Genomic DNA, 16,186 nt, shown 5'->3' with positions numbered 1-16,186 from the left:
AAGGGAAAGCTTTATTAACAGCTTTAATTTTTTTATACTATGAGAATACATTTGACAGCATCTTTTTAAGATACCCCAAAATATGTAGTATTAAAAATTAAGCAATACTGGGTGGCCTGAAAAAAACAGGATTGTAAGCGTGCGAATATAGATTTTTATAAACAATAGCAGGGCTAACGTTATAAAACACTACCGGATTAAAAGAAAATGTAAATGGTGTTTCAAGAACAGCAAAAATTTCGTGCTGTGTTACAACTGTTTTCTTTTCAGATGACGGAGTATCTTCAGCAGCATTTTTTGCAAGCTCTTTCATTAAGTGACATTTACCATTACAGTGCATTACAGGCTTATCCTTATTAACACAAAGTTCTTTTACAATATAGTCATAATTAAGCAGGTACTCTCCTAATGGGAGTACAGGCTTTAACAATAAAAATACCGCTATGATAAATGCAAGCTTTTTCACGATGCAAAAGTACTTAGTATATACAGAAATAAAAAACTTGTAAAGCTATTTTTACTATTTTCTGTAATCATTTCCCGCTAAAAAATACGACACAGAATATCTAAATCCTCCATAGCTAATATTAAGGAGTATTTAGATATTATGTAAGCGGCAATTATATATAACAACGCTATTTCTTTGCCAGGTAGCTTTCAGGATTTTTTGCAAAACCATCTTTACAAGTTGCAGAACAAAACCCATATACCTTGCCTTTATAATGCAGCGTATCGCTAACTCCATATTTTTGTACGTTCATCTCGCAATATAAATCTTTGGGGCTATCAAGCTCAACACCTTTTAAAGGCCCATCGCCTGCTAAATATTTACCGTTGGCATTAGCTGTCACAGATTCGCTTTCGGTCACAGCGTGCGCTTCTTTTTCTTTACATGCAGTTAATAAAGATATTAGAGCAAGAGCAAATAGACTATTTTTCATGTTTATAAGTGTTTAATTCCTGTAAAGGATAGATATAAAAACAGTTCGAAATTACAAAAACAGTATTACTCCGGCAACCACTTTTTTGCTGTTTGTTCTACTTTGTCATCAATTTTATAACAGGCAATTATTGCCTGCCATCATTATTTAAGCAGTAACAAAAACAGTACACAAAAGCCTTACATATATTTGTATTCCTACAAAACAACAAAGCGTTATCCACCCTGCAATTTTCAGTTGCCATCATATACGTTTCAGTAAAGAATAACTACACTTCAGGTAATAATTTTGTAAACCGGTCATTTAATATGGTCTTTTTGTATTATCAAACTTGTATCGTAATGAATTCACAATTTACAATTATTGCCGCAACAAATTTTTCAGAAACATCTGTTAATGCGGTAAATTATGCTGCCGGCTTAGCAAAAGCATCGGGTGCACAACTCCTTATATTTCATTCATTTTCGCTGCCACTGCATAGTGCTAATTCACATATAACAGCAGATGGACTGCAGTTACAGCTAAACAAAGTAAATACCCGGCTTGCACTTTTAGCCGCAGAGTTAACACAGTTTTATGCCATTACTATTACATATAACTGTAGCTACTCATTCCTTGAAGATTATTTGCCGACACTAATTACAGATACAAATACACAACTGGTAGTTATGGGTATGGCAGAGCGTTCGTTTGAACAGGAACTAATGGGAAACGCTACAACATTTGCTATAAAATCGCTTAACCTGCCGGTACTGGCCGTGCCACTGCACGCCAGGCTACACAAGGCTAAAAAGGTTTTATTTGCTTTTGATGCAAAGAAAAAAATAGCAGCGGGTAAATTACTTTGGCTTGGCGTCGCATTAAAACATATTAAAGCAGAAATAGAACTTTTTAGTGTAGATGAAACCCTGAAAACGTTAAAAGAAGAAAATCCCGGTGTGCTGGTAAAAAACATTATTGATGAAGAATTTCAGGAAATTAAATATGTTTATAAAAGTGTACGCTCTAATACCGTAATTGCCGAAATAGAAAAAGAGATAAACCTGTATAATGCAGATATACTGGTTATGATGCCACAACGCTATGGTTTTTGGGACTCTATTGTACACCGCAGCAAAACACGCATAATGGCATCCGGGTTAAACATACCATTACTTTCGCTCCCTAATTATTAGAACACGTTTTTTACAGAATAAATTCAATAGCATATCTTTATAAAATTATATAATGCTGCCACAAACATGATTGATGACGTAAATAAATATATTGTAAAAAAGTGGAGACGGGTTTTGTTTGCCTTTCTTTCACTTTTAATTTATTACATAATTTCATTTTTATTACATCCTGATTCTCATTACTGGACAATATTTTTAACCCAGCCGTTTTTTGCTGTAATAGGCGATATTTTTATATCACTGTTGTTTTGTATTGCAATTTCAAGATTTAGCATAATGCTGAACAACAGGTTAAACAAATCGCTACCATGGACAGAAAAGACACTTAAGCGTGTAATTACACAAACGTTTTTACAAATACTGGGAGTTATTACTATAATAGCATTTCAGATTCTTTTAGGGTCTCTCTTCTATGAAGATAATGGTTGTATTAACGACCCGTTATGCAACTTTAGAGAAATATGGAACTGGCTAACGGGTAGTCTTATCATTGGTCTTGTTATAAGCAGCATTAACACGGGTAGCTATATAATTGAAAACTGGAAAAAAACTGCCCTTGAAGCTGCAGAACAGCGCTTAAAAGCTGCTGAAATGAAAAGGGCTGTAACCGAGGCAGAACTACATGCACTTAAGTTACAAATAGACCCGCATTTTGTTTTTAATAACCTTAGTGTACTGTCTGAATTAATACTAAGAGACCAGCAGATTGGATATGAGTTTTCTGAAAATTTTTCAAGGGTGTACCGCTACCTGCTTGTAAATTCGCGCAAGGACCTAATAGCCCTTTCAGATGAGCTAAAATTTGTAAAGTCTTATATGTTCCTTTTAAAAAGCAGGATTGGTGAAGGTGTAGAGTTTGAAATTGATATAAACAAGGTATCACTCGGCCTTAATTTGCCTCCCCTTACTTTACAATTGCTTATAGAAAACGCCCTTAAACACAACCAGACAAACAAAAACAATCCGTTAAAAGTTCGTGTGTACAGTAAAGGGCTTAATTCCTTGGTTGTAGAAAATATAATTGTACCCATTCAGGGCGATGTAAGCTCATCCGGTACAGGGCTTAAAAATATTATAGGCCGCTACAGTCTGCTCTCAAAAGAAATACCGATTGTAGTTAATACTAATGATTCGTTTAAAGTAATAATTCCACTTATAGGCTAAAGAATGAAAATTGTAATTATAGAAGATGAAAAGCCTAACGCCGACCGGTTAATAAGGCTTATTAGCGGGATCAAGCCACAGGCAACAATAATCTCTGTACTGGAAAGCATTTCAGACAGCCTTGCATGGTTTTCTGCCAACGCAATGCCAGATCTTGTAATGATGGATGTACGCCTTAGTGATGGCCTAAGCTTTGAGATACTTGCAAATATAAAACTAACCTGCCCTATAATTTTTACCACAGCTTATGATGAATATGCTGTTAGGGCTTTTAAGTATAATAGTATTGACTATTTGCTTAAACCTGTAGAACCGGAAGAATTATCGGCTGCCTTTTTAAAACTGGAAAATTTGCCAAAAGAAGATGTTACCGTTAAGCTTGAAAGTTTATTAAGCTTTGTTTCTTTAAAAGAGCACCGTACCAGATTTTTGCTCCCTTACAGAGATGGTTTTAAAACATTGCCCGTATCAGAAATTACATTTTTTTACTCTGAACACAAAATTACAAGGGCAAGACTGCATAACGGAACCGAAGAGGTTATTCCGCTAAAAATGGACGAACTCGAAGAGCAACTTGATAAAAAAGTTTTTTTTAGGGCAAACAGGCAATACATTATACATATTGATGCTATAGAGCAAATTTACAATCATTTTAATTCTAAACTTGTTGTATTAATTAAAGATAACCCCGGGCTTCAAATTATTGTAAGCAGGGAAAAAGCAGGCCTTTTAAAGTCATGGATTGATTATTAAATCTTGGCTTTCTAAACCATCCTTATTTTTTCAGTTTGCCTATTTTTCGCTTCAGTAGCTAAAAAATACGCTTCGGTTAAATATCTCCAAATACAGCTCTTTTCTAACGTTATTTTGTTGAAATAATCTATTAATCAAAAAAATGACAAAGAAAATTTTGCAGCGCTATGCCGTTATTAAAACATCATTAGCTTTAATTGTAGCTCTTGTTTTTTCTTCTTGCGGACAAAAGAATGCAGATGCCGCCCAGCAAATGCCAAAACCTGAAGTAGACTTTTTAACAGTGCAATCAGGAACCGGAGAAATTGATAAAAAATATCCTGGACTTATAGAAGGTAGTGTAAATGTAGATATTAAAGCTCAGGTATCTGGCTATCTTGAAGCCATATATGTAAAAGAAGGTGACTACGTTCAAAAAGGCCAGTCGCTTTTTAAAATTAAAGGCGATGTTTTTGAAGAGCAGGTACACAGCAGTGAGGCGGCTTATAAAAATGCACAGGCTAACCTTGCCACTGCAAAACTTGAAGTAGACAAAATAAGGCCGCTGGTTGAAGGCAAAGTATTTTCGCCAATGCAGTTAAAAACAGCCGAGGCCAGCTATGAGGCAGCAAAAGCACAGGTAGCACAAGCAAAAGCTGCGCTTGGTTCTTCTCAACTTAATGCCGATTTTTCTCTAATTAAGGCTCCGGTAAGTGGTTATATAAGCCGCATACCTAACAGGATAGGAAATCTTGTTACCCCTACCGATGCTACTCCGTTAACTACACTATCAGACATTAATACAGTTTATGTGTATTTCTCATTAAGCGAAGCCGATTATTTAGCATACCTGAAAGACACAGCAGAAGATAAAGGCGTGCAACTTATTATGGCAGATGGCAGCATTTATGAGCATAAAGGTACCGTAGAAGTAGCAAGTGGAAATGTAGACCGTACTACAGGCAGCATTTCCTTAAAAGCCATTTTTCCGAATCCAAAAAAATACCTGCGCTCTGGCGGTTCTGCAAGAGTTATACTTAACAGTAACCTTTCTTCGGTACTTACCGTGCCTATGGCAAGCGTTAAGGACATACAGGATAAGTTTTTTGTATTTACACTAAACGGTAATAAAGTTGCCATGGTTCCTGTAGAAATTGCAGGTAGCGCCGGTACTGATTATTTTGTAAACAAAGGCCTTAAATCTGGCGATAAGGTAGCTATCAATAGTATAGATGCCCTTAACGACGGCATGGAGGTAACTGCAAGAGAAAACACACCGGTTGCTAAAAAATAACTATCAGATACATTAAAAAGCATTTCCAATGTTAAAAAACATAATAGACAGGCCGGTATTGGCCACGGTAATCTCTATAGTACTGCTTATACTGGGCGTTATAGGACTTACAAGGTTATCGGTTACCCGATTTCCGGACATCTCCCCTCCTACCGTTATGGTAAGCGGCTCCTATCCGGGCGGTAACAGCGAAACGGTAATACGTTCGGTAGTTACCCCGCTCGAAGAGCAAATAAATGGTGTAGAAAATATGCAATACATAAAATCTAACGCCAGCAACGATGGTTCTTTTTCCATCAGCGTAATTTTTAAACAGGGCGTAGACCCGGACCAGGCAGCGGTAAACGTACAAAACCGTGTGCAACAGGCTACACCAAAACTACCGCAGGAAGTTATACGCATGGGGCTTACTACCTCTAAGCAGCAAAACAGCATGATTGTTATTTTCAACCTTTATACCGAAGATAATGAGAAGTATGATGAGCTGTTTCTTCAAAACTATGCTAACATTAACCTTGTACCACAAATTAAGCGTGTACCGGGCGTAGGCCAGGTACAAATTTTTGGGCAAAAAGACTATTCTATGCGCATTTGGCTTGATCCAAGGAAAATGGCAAATGCCGGCCTTGTACCATCAGACGTTACAAATGCCATTGCAGATCAAAGCCTTGAATCGGCACCGGGCAAGCTTGGTGAAGAATCTGATGCGGCTCTGGAATATGTTATCCGTTACAAGGGTAAAAAGAATAAACCTGATCAATATTCAGACATTGTAGTAAAAAACAATGGCGGCAATTTACTGCGCCTTAAAGATGTGGCGCGCATAGAGTTTGGTTCTATATCATATAGTGGCGATAATAAATCAAACGGTAAAAATGCCGTTACTATGGCCATTTTACAAACATCGGGGTCTAATGCTAATGATATAGAGATAGGTGTAAACCAGGAAATTGAAAGGCTGTCTAAGTCATTCCCACCAAGTATAAAATACGTAAACGTAATGAGTACTAAGGCACGCCTTGACGAGGCTACAGGACAGGTAAAATCTACCCTTATAGAAGCCTTTATACTGGTGTTTATTGTAGTTTTCCTTTTCTTGCAGGACTGGCGCTCTACCATCATTCCTGCCATAGCAGTTCCGGTGGCTATTGTGGGTACATTCTTTTTCTTACTAGTATTTGGGTTTACCATAAATATACTAACACTTTTTGCACTGGTTCTCGCCATAGGTATTGTGGTAGATGATGCCATTGTGGTGGTTGAAGCTGTGCATAGTAAAATGGAAGAAGATGCAGGGCTAACCCCTAAAGAAGCTACCCACACAGCAATGTCAGAAATTACAGGTGCGGTAATATCTATTACCCTTGTTATGTCGGCTGTGTTTATACCTATCGGGTTCATGACGGGTTCATCGGGTATATTCTATAAGCAGTTTGCCTACACACTGGCCATAGCCATTATAATATCGGCTGTTAATGCCCTTACACTTACCCCTGCCCTATGTGCCATACTGCTAAAAAATACACATACTCATTCGCATGAAGGAACTGAAGTTAAAACATCATTTAGTCAGCGCTTTTTTACCGGGTTCAATTCGGGCTTTAACAATCTTACAAACAAGTACATAAAAGGTGTCCGTTTTTTAATAGGCAGAAAATGGCTGGCTGCTGGTTTTGTAGCGGGTATAACTGCCCTGGCAATATATAGTATGATGTCTACCCCAAAAAGTTTTGTACCTATGGAAGATGATGGCTTTATGCTTTACAGTTTATCTATGCCGCCAGGTACAGCACTGGACAGAACCACTGCTGTTGTAAAAAATATTGAGAAAGAACTTTCGGGCATAGAGGCTATTGATAACAATACAAGTATTACAGGCTTTAATATTTTAAGTAACAGCGCCAGCCCTGCTTATGCAATGGGATTTGTAAAGCTTAAACCTAAAAAAGAGCGTGGTGAAATAAAAGATATTCAACAAATTGTAGATTTAGCAACAGGTAAATTATCTACGATTAAAGAAGGATCTATTATGGTACTCAGGATGCCACCGGTAGAAGGTTTTGGTGTTACCAGCGGTGCCGAAATTGTATTACAAGACAGGACATCTAAAGATCCGGCGGTGCTTAAAGCCATGGCAGATAAAGTTATAGGCCAAATTATGCAACAACCTGGCGTGCAATATGCCTATACAACATTTAGGGCAGACTACCCGCAGCTGGAGCTTGAAGTAGATGAGGATAAAGCCAAGCAAATGGGCGTTAGCATACGCGAGTTATTAAACAACATACAAACCTACTTTGCCGGCGACCAGTCTTCAGACTTTACCCGTTTTGGTAAATTTTATAGGGTAAATGTTAAAGCAGATGGTATTTTCAGGACAGATGAAGATGCATTTAATGAAATTTTTGTGCGCAACGCCGATATGCAAATGGTTCCTGTAAAATCATTGGTAACCCTTAAAAAGGTGTATGGGCCGGAATCTGTTAACCGCTACAACCTTTACAATTCGGTAAGTATTACTGCTGTAGGGTTACCGGGCTTTAGCAGTGGCGATATCATGAAAAGTATTGAAACTGTTGGTAATAATCTCCCATCTGACTATAGTTACGAGTGGACGGGCCTGAGCCTTGAAGAAAAAGCAGGAGGTAACCAGACTGTAGCCATTTTTGGCCTTTGCCTGTTATTTGTGTTCTTTTTACTTGCTGCGCAATATGAAAGCTACCTGCTGCCACTTGCCGTACTACTGTCTATACCTACAGGGATTTTAGGTGCATTTCTGGGTATTAAGGCTGTAGGACTGGATAATAACATATATGTTCAGGTGGGACTTATTATGCTTGTGGGGCTCTTAGCTAAAAACGCCATCCTTATTGTAGAGTTTGCCGTACAGAGAAGGCAATCCGGACTTTCATTAGTAGAGTCGGCTATTGAAGGAGCACGTTCGAGGTTACGCCCTATTATTATGACCTCCCTTGCCTTTATTGTGGGTATGATACCACTTATGTTTGCTTCTGGTGGTACAGCCGTAGGAAACAGGTCTATTAGTGTAAGTGCTGCCGTAGGTATGTTTAGCGGCGTAGTACTGGGAGTATTTGTAATTCCGTTGCTTTTTATACTGTTCCAGTATTTACAGGAAAAAATTTCCGGAAACAAACAAGTGGTTAACACAACAAACAACTAATAATGAGATCAATATATTATATAGCCATAGCGGCCGCATTATCACTAAGCACTACATCTTGTGTTGTAGGTAAAAAGTACAAGCGTGAGGAATTAGCCGCACCTGCCAACTATCGTGAAAATATTACTTTAACGGGAGATACGCTTGCCCTGCCCTGGAAAGATTTTTACAAGGATGCAAAGCTACAGGAACTGATAAATAAAGCACTAACTAAAAATTTTGAAGTAGTTACTGCTCTAAAAACAATGGAGCAACTAAACCTGAATTACAAACAGGCCAAGCTGTCATTGTTACCATCATTAGACCTTAATGTATCGGCAAACAGGGCTTACTTGTCTAAATCGTCACTAAACGGTTCGCTTAGTGAGCAATTTACCGGGCAGGAATATCTAGACGACTACACCGCAAGCCTTGCCCTTAGTTGGGAAGCTGATGTGTGGGGCAAGGCTGCCCTGCGCAAAAGAGACGGCAGGGCGAGTTATTTTGCACAAAAAGAGAACCTCCTGGCTTTAAAAACCAGGATCATTGTACAGGTAGCCCAGGCATATTACAACCTTTTAGGACTTGATGAGCAGTTAAAAATTGCTGAGAAAAATATACTGCTAACAACAAGCACATTACAAATGATGCAGTTGCAATATAATTCTGGCAGCATAAGTTCGCTGGCTTTAGACCAAACCGAGGCACAAAAGAAAACGGCAGAACTTTTACTGCCCCAGGCTAAAGCCAGTATTGCCGTTCAGGAAAACGCGCTGAGAATATTATGTGGTGAGTATCCTGATGCTATAGAACGTGCAGGCACACTTAGCAACAGCGAAATTGCCAATATTTTCCCATCGGGTATTCCTGTGGCGCTTTTAAGCAGGAGGCCTGATGTAAAGGCCGCGGAATATACAGTGATGTCTGCCGCGGCAAAAACAGGGCTTGCAAAAGCAGCCATGTACCCATCGCTTACACTAACACCTTCAATAGGTGCCAATACGTTTGAATTTGAAAAATGGTTTGATTTTCCGGGCTCTATAACCAAGACAATTGCTGCCGGAATTTTACAGCCGCTCTTCAGGAAAAAAGAACTGAGCACGGCTTATAAAGTGGCTGTTATTGAGCAGGAAAAAGCTGCTGTGGCATTTAAACAATCATTTACTATAGCTGTAGGCGAAGTATCTGATGCCATGTCTAAACTTAAATATGCAAGTGAGCGCCGGGATTTGGTGTCAGAAAAAACAACAGCTCTTAATAAAGCTACAAAAGATGCCAATTTACTATACAGCAATGGTATGGCAAATTATCTTGAAGTTATTACAGCACAAAACAGTGCGCTACAAAATGATCTGGAAGCCATTAGCATAAAGCTGGAGCAAATAAACGCTTCTATAGACCTTTACCGTGCCCTGGGCGGTGGTATAGAATAAAGATTACATTTTCCTCATCCGCTACTTTTCCATGCTAAAGCAGGGGAATTAAGTTGTGGGTGGGGATTTTTAATTTTGTAATGCAATATAACATGACTGATGACACTACCCTCGAAAAAATAAAAGACTGCGCAATTAAACTGGCTCTTAACGAAGGGGTTTTTAACCCTTCTACAATAGAAATTGCTACTGCCGCTAATGTAAGCAGGACATTATTGCACTATTATTTTAAGGACAAGAAAGAAATACATGAAATAATTTGTTCTAAAGCAATGGAGCTTTACAATTTAAAAATGCAGCCTTTATTTACAGGCAGCGACACGTTGTACAGCCGTATTATTTTGTTTGCACATAACGCATTTGCAATATCGGTAAAATATCCTTACCTGGAAACATTTTTGATAACAGGGATGAAGTACAATCCGGATTTAAAATGTTTTTTTTACGTCCATAAATCAAAGATCAATGCTTTGCTGGAAGAGATAAAAAATTTTGCCCCACCTGAAAGTTTACAAAATTTACAGGCAGAAGATTTTTTAATGCAGCTGCTTTCTGTCGTAAATCTTCCAACACACTCACTTCAACATATTTTTCCTATTGCCGAATATCGGATGCAATGCGAAGTTTTTACACTACACTACAAAGAACTTGCAATAAAATTTATTGAAGAATCAATAGAGAGATTAGGCTTAAAATAAGATCATCAGCTGTAGATAAGAAAAACATAAACCACAAAAAACGGATAAACAATAAGTAAATTACTGTTTATCCGTTTTATTATGTTTTACAGGCTTTTAGATAGTAGCCTCTACACAATTGCCCTGGTAATTATGAGACTTGCTTGGGCGCAATACTCCCCAGGTCAGCACAGTTGCCCCCCATGTAAAGCCGGCTCCAAAAGCAGTTAAAAGCAGGTTTTGCCCTTCTTTAAAATCTTCTTTAAAATCCCACAGGCACAATGGTATAGTCGCTGAAGTTGTATTTCCGTATTTTTCAATATTTACCTTTACTTTCTCAAAAGGAATATTTAAACTGTCGCTTACTGCTTTAATAATCCTGATATTAGCCTGATGTGGTATAACCCAGTCAATATCTTCGCTATCAAAGTCGTTAGCCGTCAGTGCATCCCTACTTACACTACCCATAGCAGCAACAGCTTTTTTAAACACAAGGCTACCGTCTTGCTTTATATAGTGTTTACCGCTAATAAGGCTTTCTGCACTTGCAGGATATTTAGACCCACCGCCCGGTACAAGTAACGATTCTGTTCCTTTACCGTCTGTGCGCAATATGCTGTTTAAAACACCATTACCACTTTCAATGGCTTCTAACAGCACAGCACCTGCCCCATCTCCAAAAAGTATGCAGGTATTACGGTCATTATAATCTACTATAGAACTCATTTTATCTGCACCTACAACAATAATTTTTTTGTATCTGCCACTCTCTATCATAGATGTAGCCATGGTAAGCGCATATAAAAACCCGCTGCAGGCAGAGTTAAGGTCAAATCCAAATGCGTTGTCTAACTCGCATAACTGGCATACAGTAGGCGCCGTAGGTGCAAGAAGACTATCTGGTGTAGCCGTGGCCAAAATTACTCCTTCTATTTCTGAAGGGTGTACATCATAACTTTGCAACAGGTCTTTTATGGCACCTGCCGCAAGGTGAGACGTACTTTGGTCAAATTCCGCTATCCTGCGCTCTTTGATGCCTGTCCTTTTTTCAATCCATTCTTCAGATGTATCAACCATCTTTGTAAGTGCCTCGTTAGACAGGACAGAAGTGGGTACATAGCCACCAAGGGCAGTAATAGTAGCGTTTTTCATTATATAACAAAATTTAGTACATTATAGCAAAAGTGCAATATAAAAGGATAGTTAGAACTAAAAAAATCCTGAAACGTTTAAAAATCCTGCTGAAATGTAGTTGTATAAACCTGGAACGCAACAGGAAAATTACATTTCGCCAATAAAACATTTGTTATTCCCTCCTATTACAATACTTGCTTATTCATCTTTTAAAATTCCTTTTTCAACACTCTCGTTAATCAAATTTTCAGCATAATTCCATATCACCTCTGAACCTGTTTTTATATGGCTCTTTTTTTCGTACACCTTTTTATAGGGTACGTTAAACTCTCTCCAGGTTCCTCCATTATTAGAGGTATTTTGTAAAAGTGGTTCCAGCCTGTCCATTGCTCTGGCAAACTTTGCTTCAGCAGTTTCTCCTGCTTCAAACTCTTCCCAAATCGTAACGAACTCTTGTGCCTGGCTTTCAGGAAGTAATCCAAATATACGGTTAGCCGCTAACCGTTCCTGATCTGTATTAGAATGGTTTTTTTGGGTATCGTAGATAAAGACATCTCCTGCATCAATTTCAACAATATCATGTATAAGAACCATCTTAACCACTTTTAGTATATCAACAGGTTCGTTAGAATGTTCTGCCAATACAAGAGCCATCAATGCCAGATGCCAACTGTGTTCAGCATCATTTTCATTTCTGTTACTATTAAAAAGTCTGGTTTTGCGCTGAATATATTTAACCTTATCGATCTCTTTAATAAAATCCAGCTGTTTAAGTAAGTTATCAGAGAACATTTTAGAGTAGGCTATTTTTGCATTCATTTAACACGTGCAAAGATAAATTGAAAAGCACAATCGCTAACATAAAACTGCTGTTTTTTGAGGCAATTTTAACGATAACCTTTTCTTTAAAAGACAAACCGTGTAATTTTTAATTCTAAATAATATTATATGTTTTAAGTAAAAACATTTAATGTACTGTAACAAATCATGATACGTTTTGATTTGTGTAATTAACATTGTAAAAAAACAAGTTATGCCTGCATAAAAAGAATTTATGGTTTCTTTTTAAATGCAACAAACTTAACTTAAGCAACTACGCATTAAGTTAAGTTTGTCATTTTTTGCTTATCAAACAAATTAGCCAAATCTATTTCTAAATTCAGAATTTATTTGCTGTAGCTTGTAAAACACATAAATGTAAATCTAAAAAAGACTTATAACAAAATCAAATTCATAAATACCGGGATAAATCATATACTCATCGTGTGGTTTTGCGCCCCAACTGGTATCTCCGCCTACTCCCATTTGTTTTTTGTCAAAATGCCACTCGGTGTAATTTTGCTTTATAATGTCTTTGGCATGGCGTTGGTCTTTTTTATCTCCATCATCAAAATCCTCACGGGAATAAGGCATGGCACTCGTACCAAAATTTGATGGAGAAGTTATTGTAACGCTATTACCTTTTGAATTTGATAGTGTAGCCCAGCGTACATCTGTCTTGTAGCCGTTTTCCTGTGGGCGTTCGTAGGCAAAATACTGCTCTGTCGCTTTAGAGCTGTACAAGCCTACCAATGTAGCCGTATTACGATCTATGTAGTTTTCCTGAGGGCCGCGGCCAAAGTATTCAAAATTTTCATACGATCCTTTAAGGCGTGTACGGAAGCCTATCCTGGGTATCTCAGGTAATTTAGTATCATTAAAATCAAAACGGCTTGATACAGCTATGTTACCATCACCATAGATTTTATAATTTACCTCAGCTTTTTTGCCTTTTAGGTCATTTATGCTATACTCTACAGCAACTTCTACGAGTCCCGGGATGTCTTGTGTTACCCTAAACCTTTTTACTTCAAAACTTGCAGGAAGGTTTTTCCATATCTTACAACGCTCCTGCATATCATTACCAAAATCATTATCTATTGGAGCACGCCAAAAATCAGGTTCAACAGGCATAGCCAATATTTCTTCCTTGTTTTTAAGTGAATTTATCCAGCCTGTCTTCTTATCGAATACTACTGAAAAATTGTTCCCTTCTATTTTCAAATTGTTGCCAGAATCAGTTTGTTTCAATGCCTGTGCCGTATTAAATTTGAATGCCTTTGCAATAGAAAGAGGCAATTTAAACTGCTCGTAAGCCACAATATGTCCTGCCGGTACTAAATGCCTGGCTTCTTTAGATTTTAGATAGACATTTACAAAATATTCGACTCCTGGTTCCGGGGAAATTTGAGGCAGGTTAAGTACAACAACCTTAGTACTACCCGGCGCAACACTACCTGTTTCCTGAATGCCAGACTTAATTTCTTTGCCATTTGCCTCTAGTTCCCAACTCAGTTGCAGGTTGCTGAGGTCGTCAAAAGCATAATGGTTAATTAGCTTAATGGTATTACTGTAAAGATCGGCTTCTTTAAAATATACAGGCTGATACACTTTTTTAAGTTCAGATAAACCTGGGTGTGGTGTACGGTCCGGGTTAACAATACCATCGATACAAAAGTTATTATCGTTTTGTGTACCGGCAGGCTCCAGGTCTCCACCATACGCCCAATAGGTTTTTCCGTTGGCATCTGTTTTTTTAAGGCCTTCATCCAGCCACTCCCATATAAAACCGCCCTGCATAATATCATAACTGTAAATAAGGTTCCAGTAATCTTGTAAGTTACCTAAACTGTTACCCATAGCATGGGCATATTCGCAAAGTATTAGTGGCCTGTCTTTATATTCACGTGCATACTGCTCCATTTGGGGCATTGTGTAATACATATATGCTACAATATCTGTATTAAACTCCTTACCGGCACGCTCATAATGTACCGGCCTTGTAGGTTCGTTTTGTTTGATCCAGTTATAAGTACTGTAAAAGTTAGTGCCATTTCCTGCTTCGTTGCCTAATGACCAAATTATTACACTAGGCTGGTTTTTATCCCGTTCAACCATATTTTGGGTACGGTACAGGTGTGCACCCTGCCAGTTTGGCTTATTTGCTAAGGTTTTATTCATATCATACCCCATGCCGTGCGACTCTATATTGGTTTCATCTAGTACATAGATACCATACTTATTGCAAAGTTGGTAAAAAACAGGGTCTTGCGGGTAATGGCAGGTTCTAATGGCATTTACATTATTTTGCTTCATTACCTCAATATCCTTAAGCCTTGTGGCAAGGTCTACCACATGGCCCGTTACATCATGATGTTCATGAAGATTTGCTCCACGAATAGTGATTGCCTTACCGTTTACAAGCAAGTTACCGTTTTTAATTTCAACAGTGCGAAATCCTATACTTTGTGTAATAGCCTGTAAAACAGCGCTACCATTTTTTAATTCGATTTGAAGTTCATAAAGTTCCGGAAACTCTGCCGACCAGGGTTTTACATCTGGAATGACTGATGAAAAATTAACGGTTGTACCCGTAACCGGTTTGGTAGCCTCAAACAGTACACTATTTCCATTTACTATACGGGTTGTAATACTTAAAGGAACCGTGCTATTTGTATAACTTTTAAGGTCTACAGAAAGTGAAAAATAACCATTTTTAAAATTAGTATCAAGTAAGCTCTTAACTGTGTAATCTTCTATCCTGTTTTGTGGCGTAGCTACTAAAAAAACATCGCGCTCTATGCCTGACAGCCTCCACATATCCTGGTCTTCAAGATAAGATGCGTCACTCCATTTAATTACCTCAACAGTCATTTGGTTTTTACCTGGTTTAAGATACTTTGTAATATTAAACTCGGCCGGGGTTTTGCTGTCTTCGCTATAGCCCACACGCTGGCCATTTATATAAAGATAAAAAGCAGAATTTACGGCACCAAAATGCGCAAATACCTGATATCCATCCCAGTCTTTAGGCACTGTAAATTCCCGGCGATAAATACCTGTTGGGTTATATTCAACGGGAACAGTAGGTATGCCACTCTCAGAAACATGGGCTTCAAACGGATACTTAATATTAGTATAATTTGCGTAGTCATACCCGTGTTGTTGCCAATCGGCAGGAACAGGAATATTATCCCATTTCTTGTCGTTATAGCTTTCTTTAAAATAATCGTCTGTAGCCAGTCCCGGATTTTTAAGCCATTTAAATTTCCATGTCCCATTAAGGGTCTGATAATATTTTGAAGCGGCTGGGTTTTCGGCCTTTGCCTTTTCTACCGACTCATAAGGTACAAACCATGCGTGGGCAGCTTCTTTATTTACACTAAAAACAGTTTCATCCTGCCACTCCGGTTTTTGCTGCGCAAAAGCAATACCGGGCAGAATAGAGAACGCAAGTGCAAATCTTGTCAATAATTTTTTTTTCATATTCATATTGTAAAAATGCCTGCCATAGTTAAGGCAGGCAAATATCATTAATTGTTTTGATTGTCCTGGTTGAGATCTTAAATGTAAGAAATTTATTTAATAGTAAACCCCGGACGCAGCCTATAGCGCCCGGGGAATACAGTAACAATAACCCAAAACTTAAACTTGTAT

Annotated in this window: 12 protein-coding genes; 7 read left to right on the top strand and 5 right to left on the bottom strand. The window is 38.1% G+C overall.

Annotated elements, in window-relative coordinates; genetic code table 11:
- Nucleotides 1-97 precede the first annotated feature (97 nt).
- Complete coding sequence (locus tag DYH63_RS06365) at nucleotides 98-466, bottom strand: hypothetical protein (protein WP_116788010.1); 369 nt, start codon at nucleotides 464-466, stop codon at nucleotides 98-100.
- A gap of 169 nt (nucleotides 467-635) precedes the next feature.
- Nucleotides 636-941 (bottom strand): YHS domain-containing protein, encoded by a 306-nt coding sequence (locus tag DYH63_RS06360; RefSeq protein ID WP_116788009.1) that lies wholly within the window; start codon nucleotides 939-941, stop codon nucleotides 636-638.
- 341 nt (nucleotides 942-1,282) lie between these two features.
- Here DYH63_RS06360 and DYH63_RS06355 point away from each other — a divergent pair, with 341 nt between their 5' ends.
- The 7 genes from DYH63_RS06355 (at nucleotide 1,283) to DYH63_RS06325 (ending at nucleotide 10,597) form a co-directional block, all read left to right on the top strand.
- Nucleotides 1,283-2,116, top strand: a complete 834-nt coding sequence (locus DYH63_RS06355; RefSeq protein ID WP_116788008.1) for a universal stress protein — start codon at nucleotides 1,283-1,285, stop codon at nucleotides 2,114-2,116.
- Nucleotides 2,117-2,392: 276 nt separating this feature from the next.
- Nucleotides 2,393-3,280 carry a sensor histidine kinase gene (locus DYH63_RS06350; RefSeq protein ID WP_162926947.1) on the top strand — a complete coding sequence of 296 codons (888 nt, stop codon included), beginning with the start codon at nucleotides 2,393-2,395 and terminating at the stop codon, nucleotides 3,278-3,280.
- A 3-nt stretch (nucleotides 3,281-3,283) separates the two neighbouring features.
- Nucleotides 3,284-4,033: a LytR/AlgR family response regulator transcription factor gene (locus tag DYH63_RS06345; RefSeq protein ID WP_116788006.1), complete on the top strand. Its 750-nt coding sequence runs from the start codon at nucleotides 3,284-3,286 to the stop codon at nucleotides 4,031-4,033.
- Between the two features lie 142 nt (nucleotides 4,034-4,175).
- Nucleotides 4,176-5,306, top strand: a complete 1,131-nt coding sequence (locus DYH63_RS06340) for an efflux RND transporter periplasmic adaptor subunit (RefSeq protein WP_116788005.1) — start codon at nucleotides 4,176-4,178, stop codon at nucleotides 5,304-5,306.
- Between the two features lie 28 nt (nucleotides 5,307-5,334).
- A complete protein-coding gene (locus tag DYH63_RS06335) occupies nucleotides 5,335-8,487 on the top strand; it encodes an efflux RND transporter permease subunit (RefSeq protein ID WP_116788004.1) in 3,153 nt (1,050 codons plus the stop codon).
- 2 nt (nucleotides 8,488-8,489) lie between these two features.
- Entirely contained in the window at nucleotides 8,490-9,899 is a 1,410-nt protein-coding gene (locus DYH63_RS06330; RefSeq protein ID WP_116788003.1) for an efflux transporter outer membrane subunit, read from the top strand.
- Between the two features lie 92 nt (nucleotides 9,900-9,991).
- Nucleotides 9,992-10,597 carry a TetR/AcrR family transcriptional regulator gene (locus DYH63_RS06325; protein ID WP_162926946.1) on the top strand — a complete coding sequence of 202 codons (606 nt, stop codon included), beginning with the start codon at nucleotides 9,992-9,994 and terminating at the stop codon, nucleotides 10,595-10,597.
- A gap of 96 nt (nucleotides 10,598-10,693) precedes the next feature.
- Here the strand turns inward: DYH63_RS06325 and DYH63_RS06320 are convergent, their stop codons facing one another.
- From DYH63_RS06320 to lacZ, 3 genes are all read right to left on the bottom strand, one after another.
- On the bottom strand, nucleotides 10,694-11,728 hold the full coding sequence (locus tag DYH63_RS06320; protein WP_116788001.1) for a beta-ketoacyl-ACP synthase III: 1,035 nt from the start codon (nucleotides 11,726-11,728) through the stop codon (nucleotides 10,694-10,696).
- A gap of 180 nt (nucleotides 11,729-11,908) precedes the next feature.
- A complete protein-coding gene (locus DYH63_RS06315) occupies nucleotides 11,909-12,502 on the bottom strand; it encodes an HD domain-containing protein (RefSeq protein WP_116790757.1) in 594 nt (197 codons plus the stop codon).
- A gap of 411 nt (nucleotides 12,503-12,913) precedes the next feature.
- Nucleotides 12,914-16,015 carry a beta-galactosidase, LacZ type gene (gene lacZ / locus DYH63_RS06310; RefSeq protein WP_162926945.1) on the bottom strand — a complete coding sequence of 1,034 codons (3,102 nt, stop codon included), beginning with the start codon at nucleotides 16,013-16,015 and terminating at the stop codon, nucleotides 12,914-12,916.
- Between the last annotated feature and the right edge of the window lie 171 nt (nucleotides 16,016-16,186).

Source organism: Flavobacterium psychrotrophum (genome assembly GCF_003403075.1).
Taxonomy (GTDB): domain Bacteria; phylum Bacteroidota; class Bacteroidia; order Flavobacteriales; family Flavobacteriaceae; genus Flavobacterium; species Flavobacterium psychrotrophum.
This window is presented reverse-complemented; position numbering and strand designations above follow the sequence as displayed.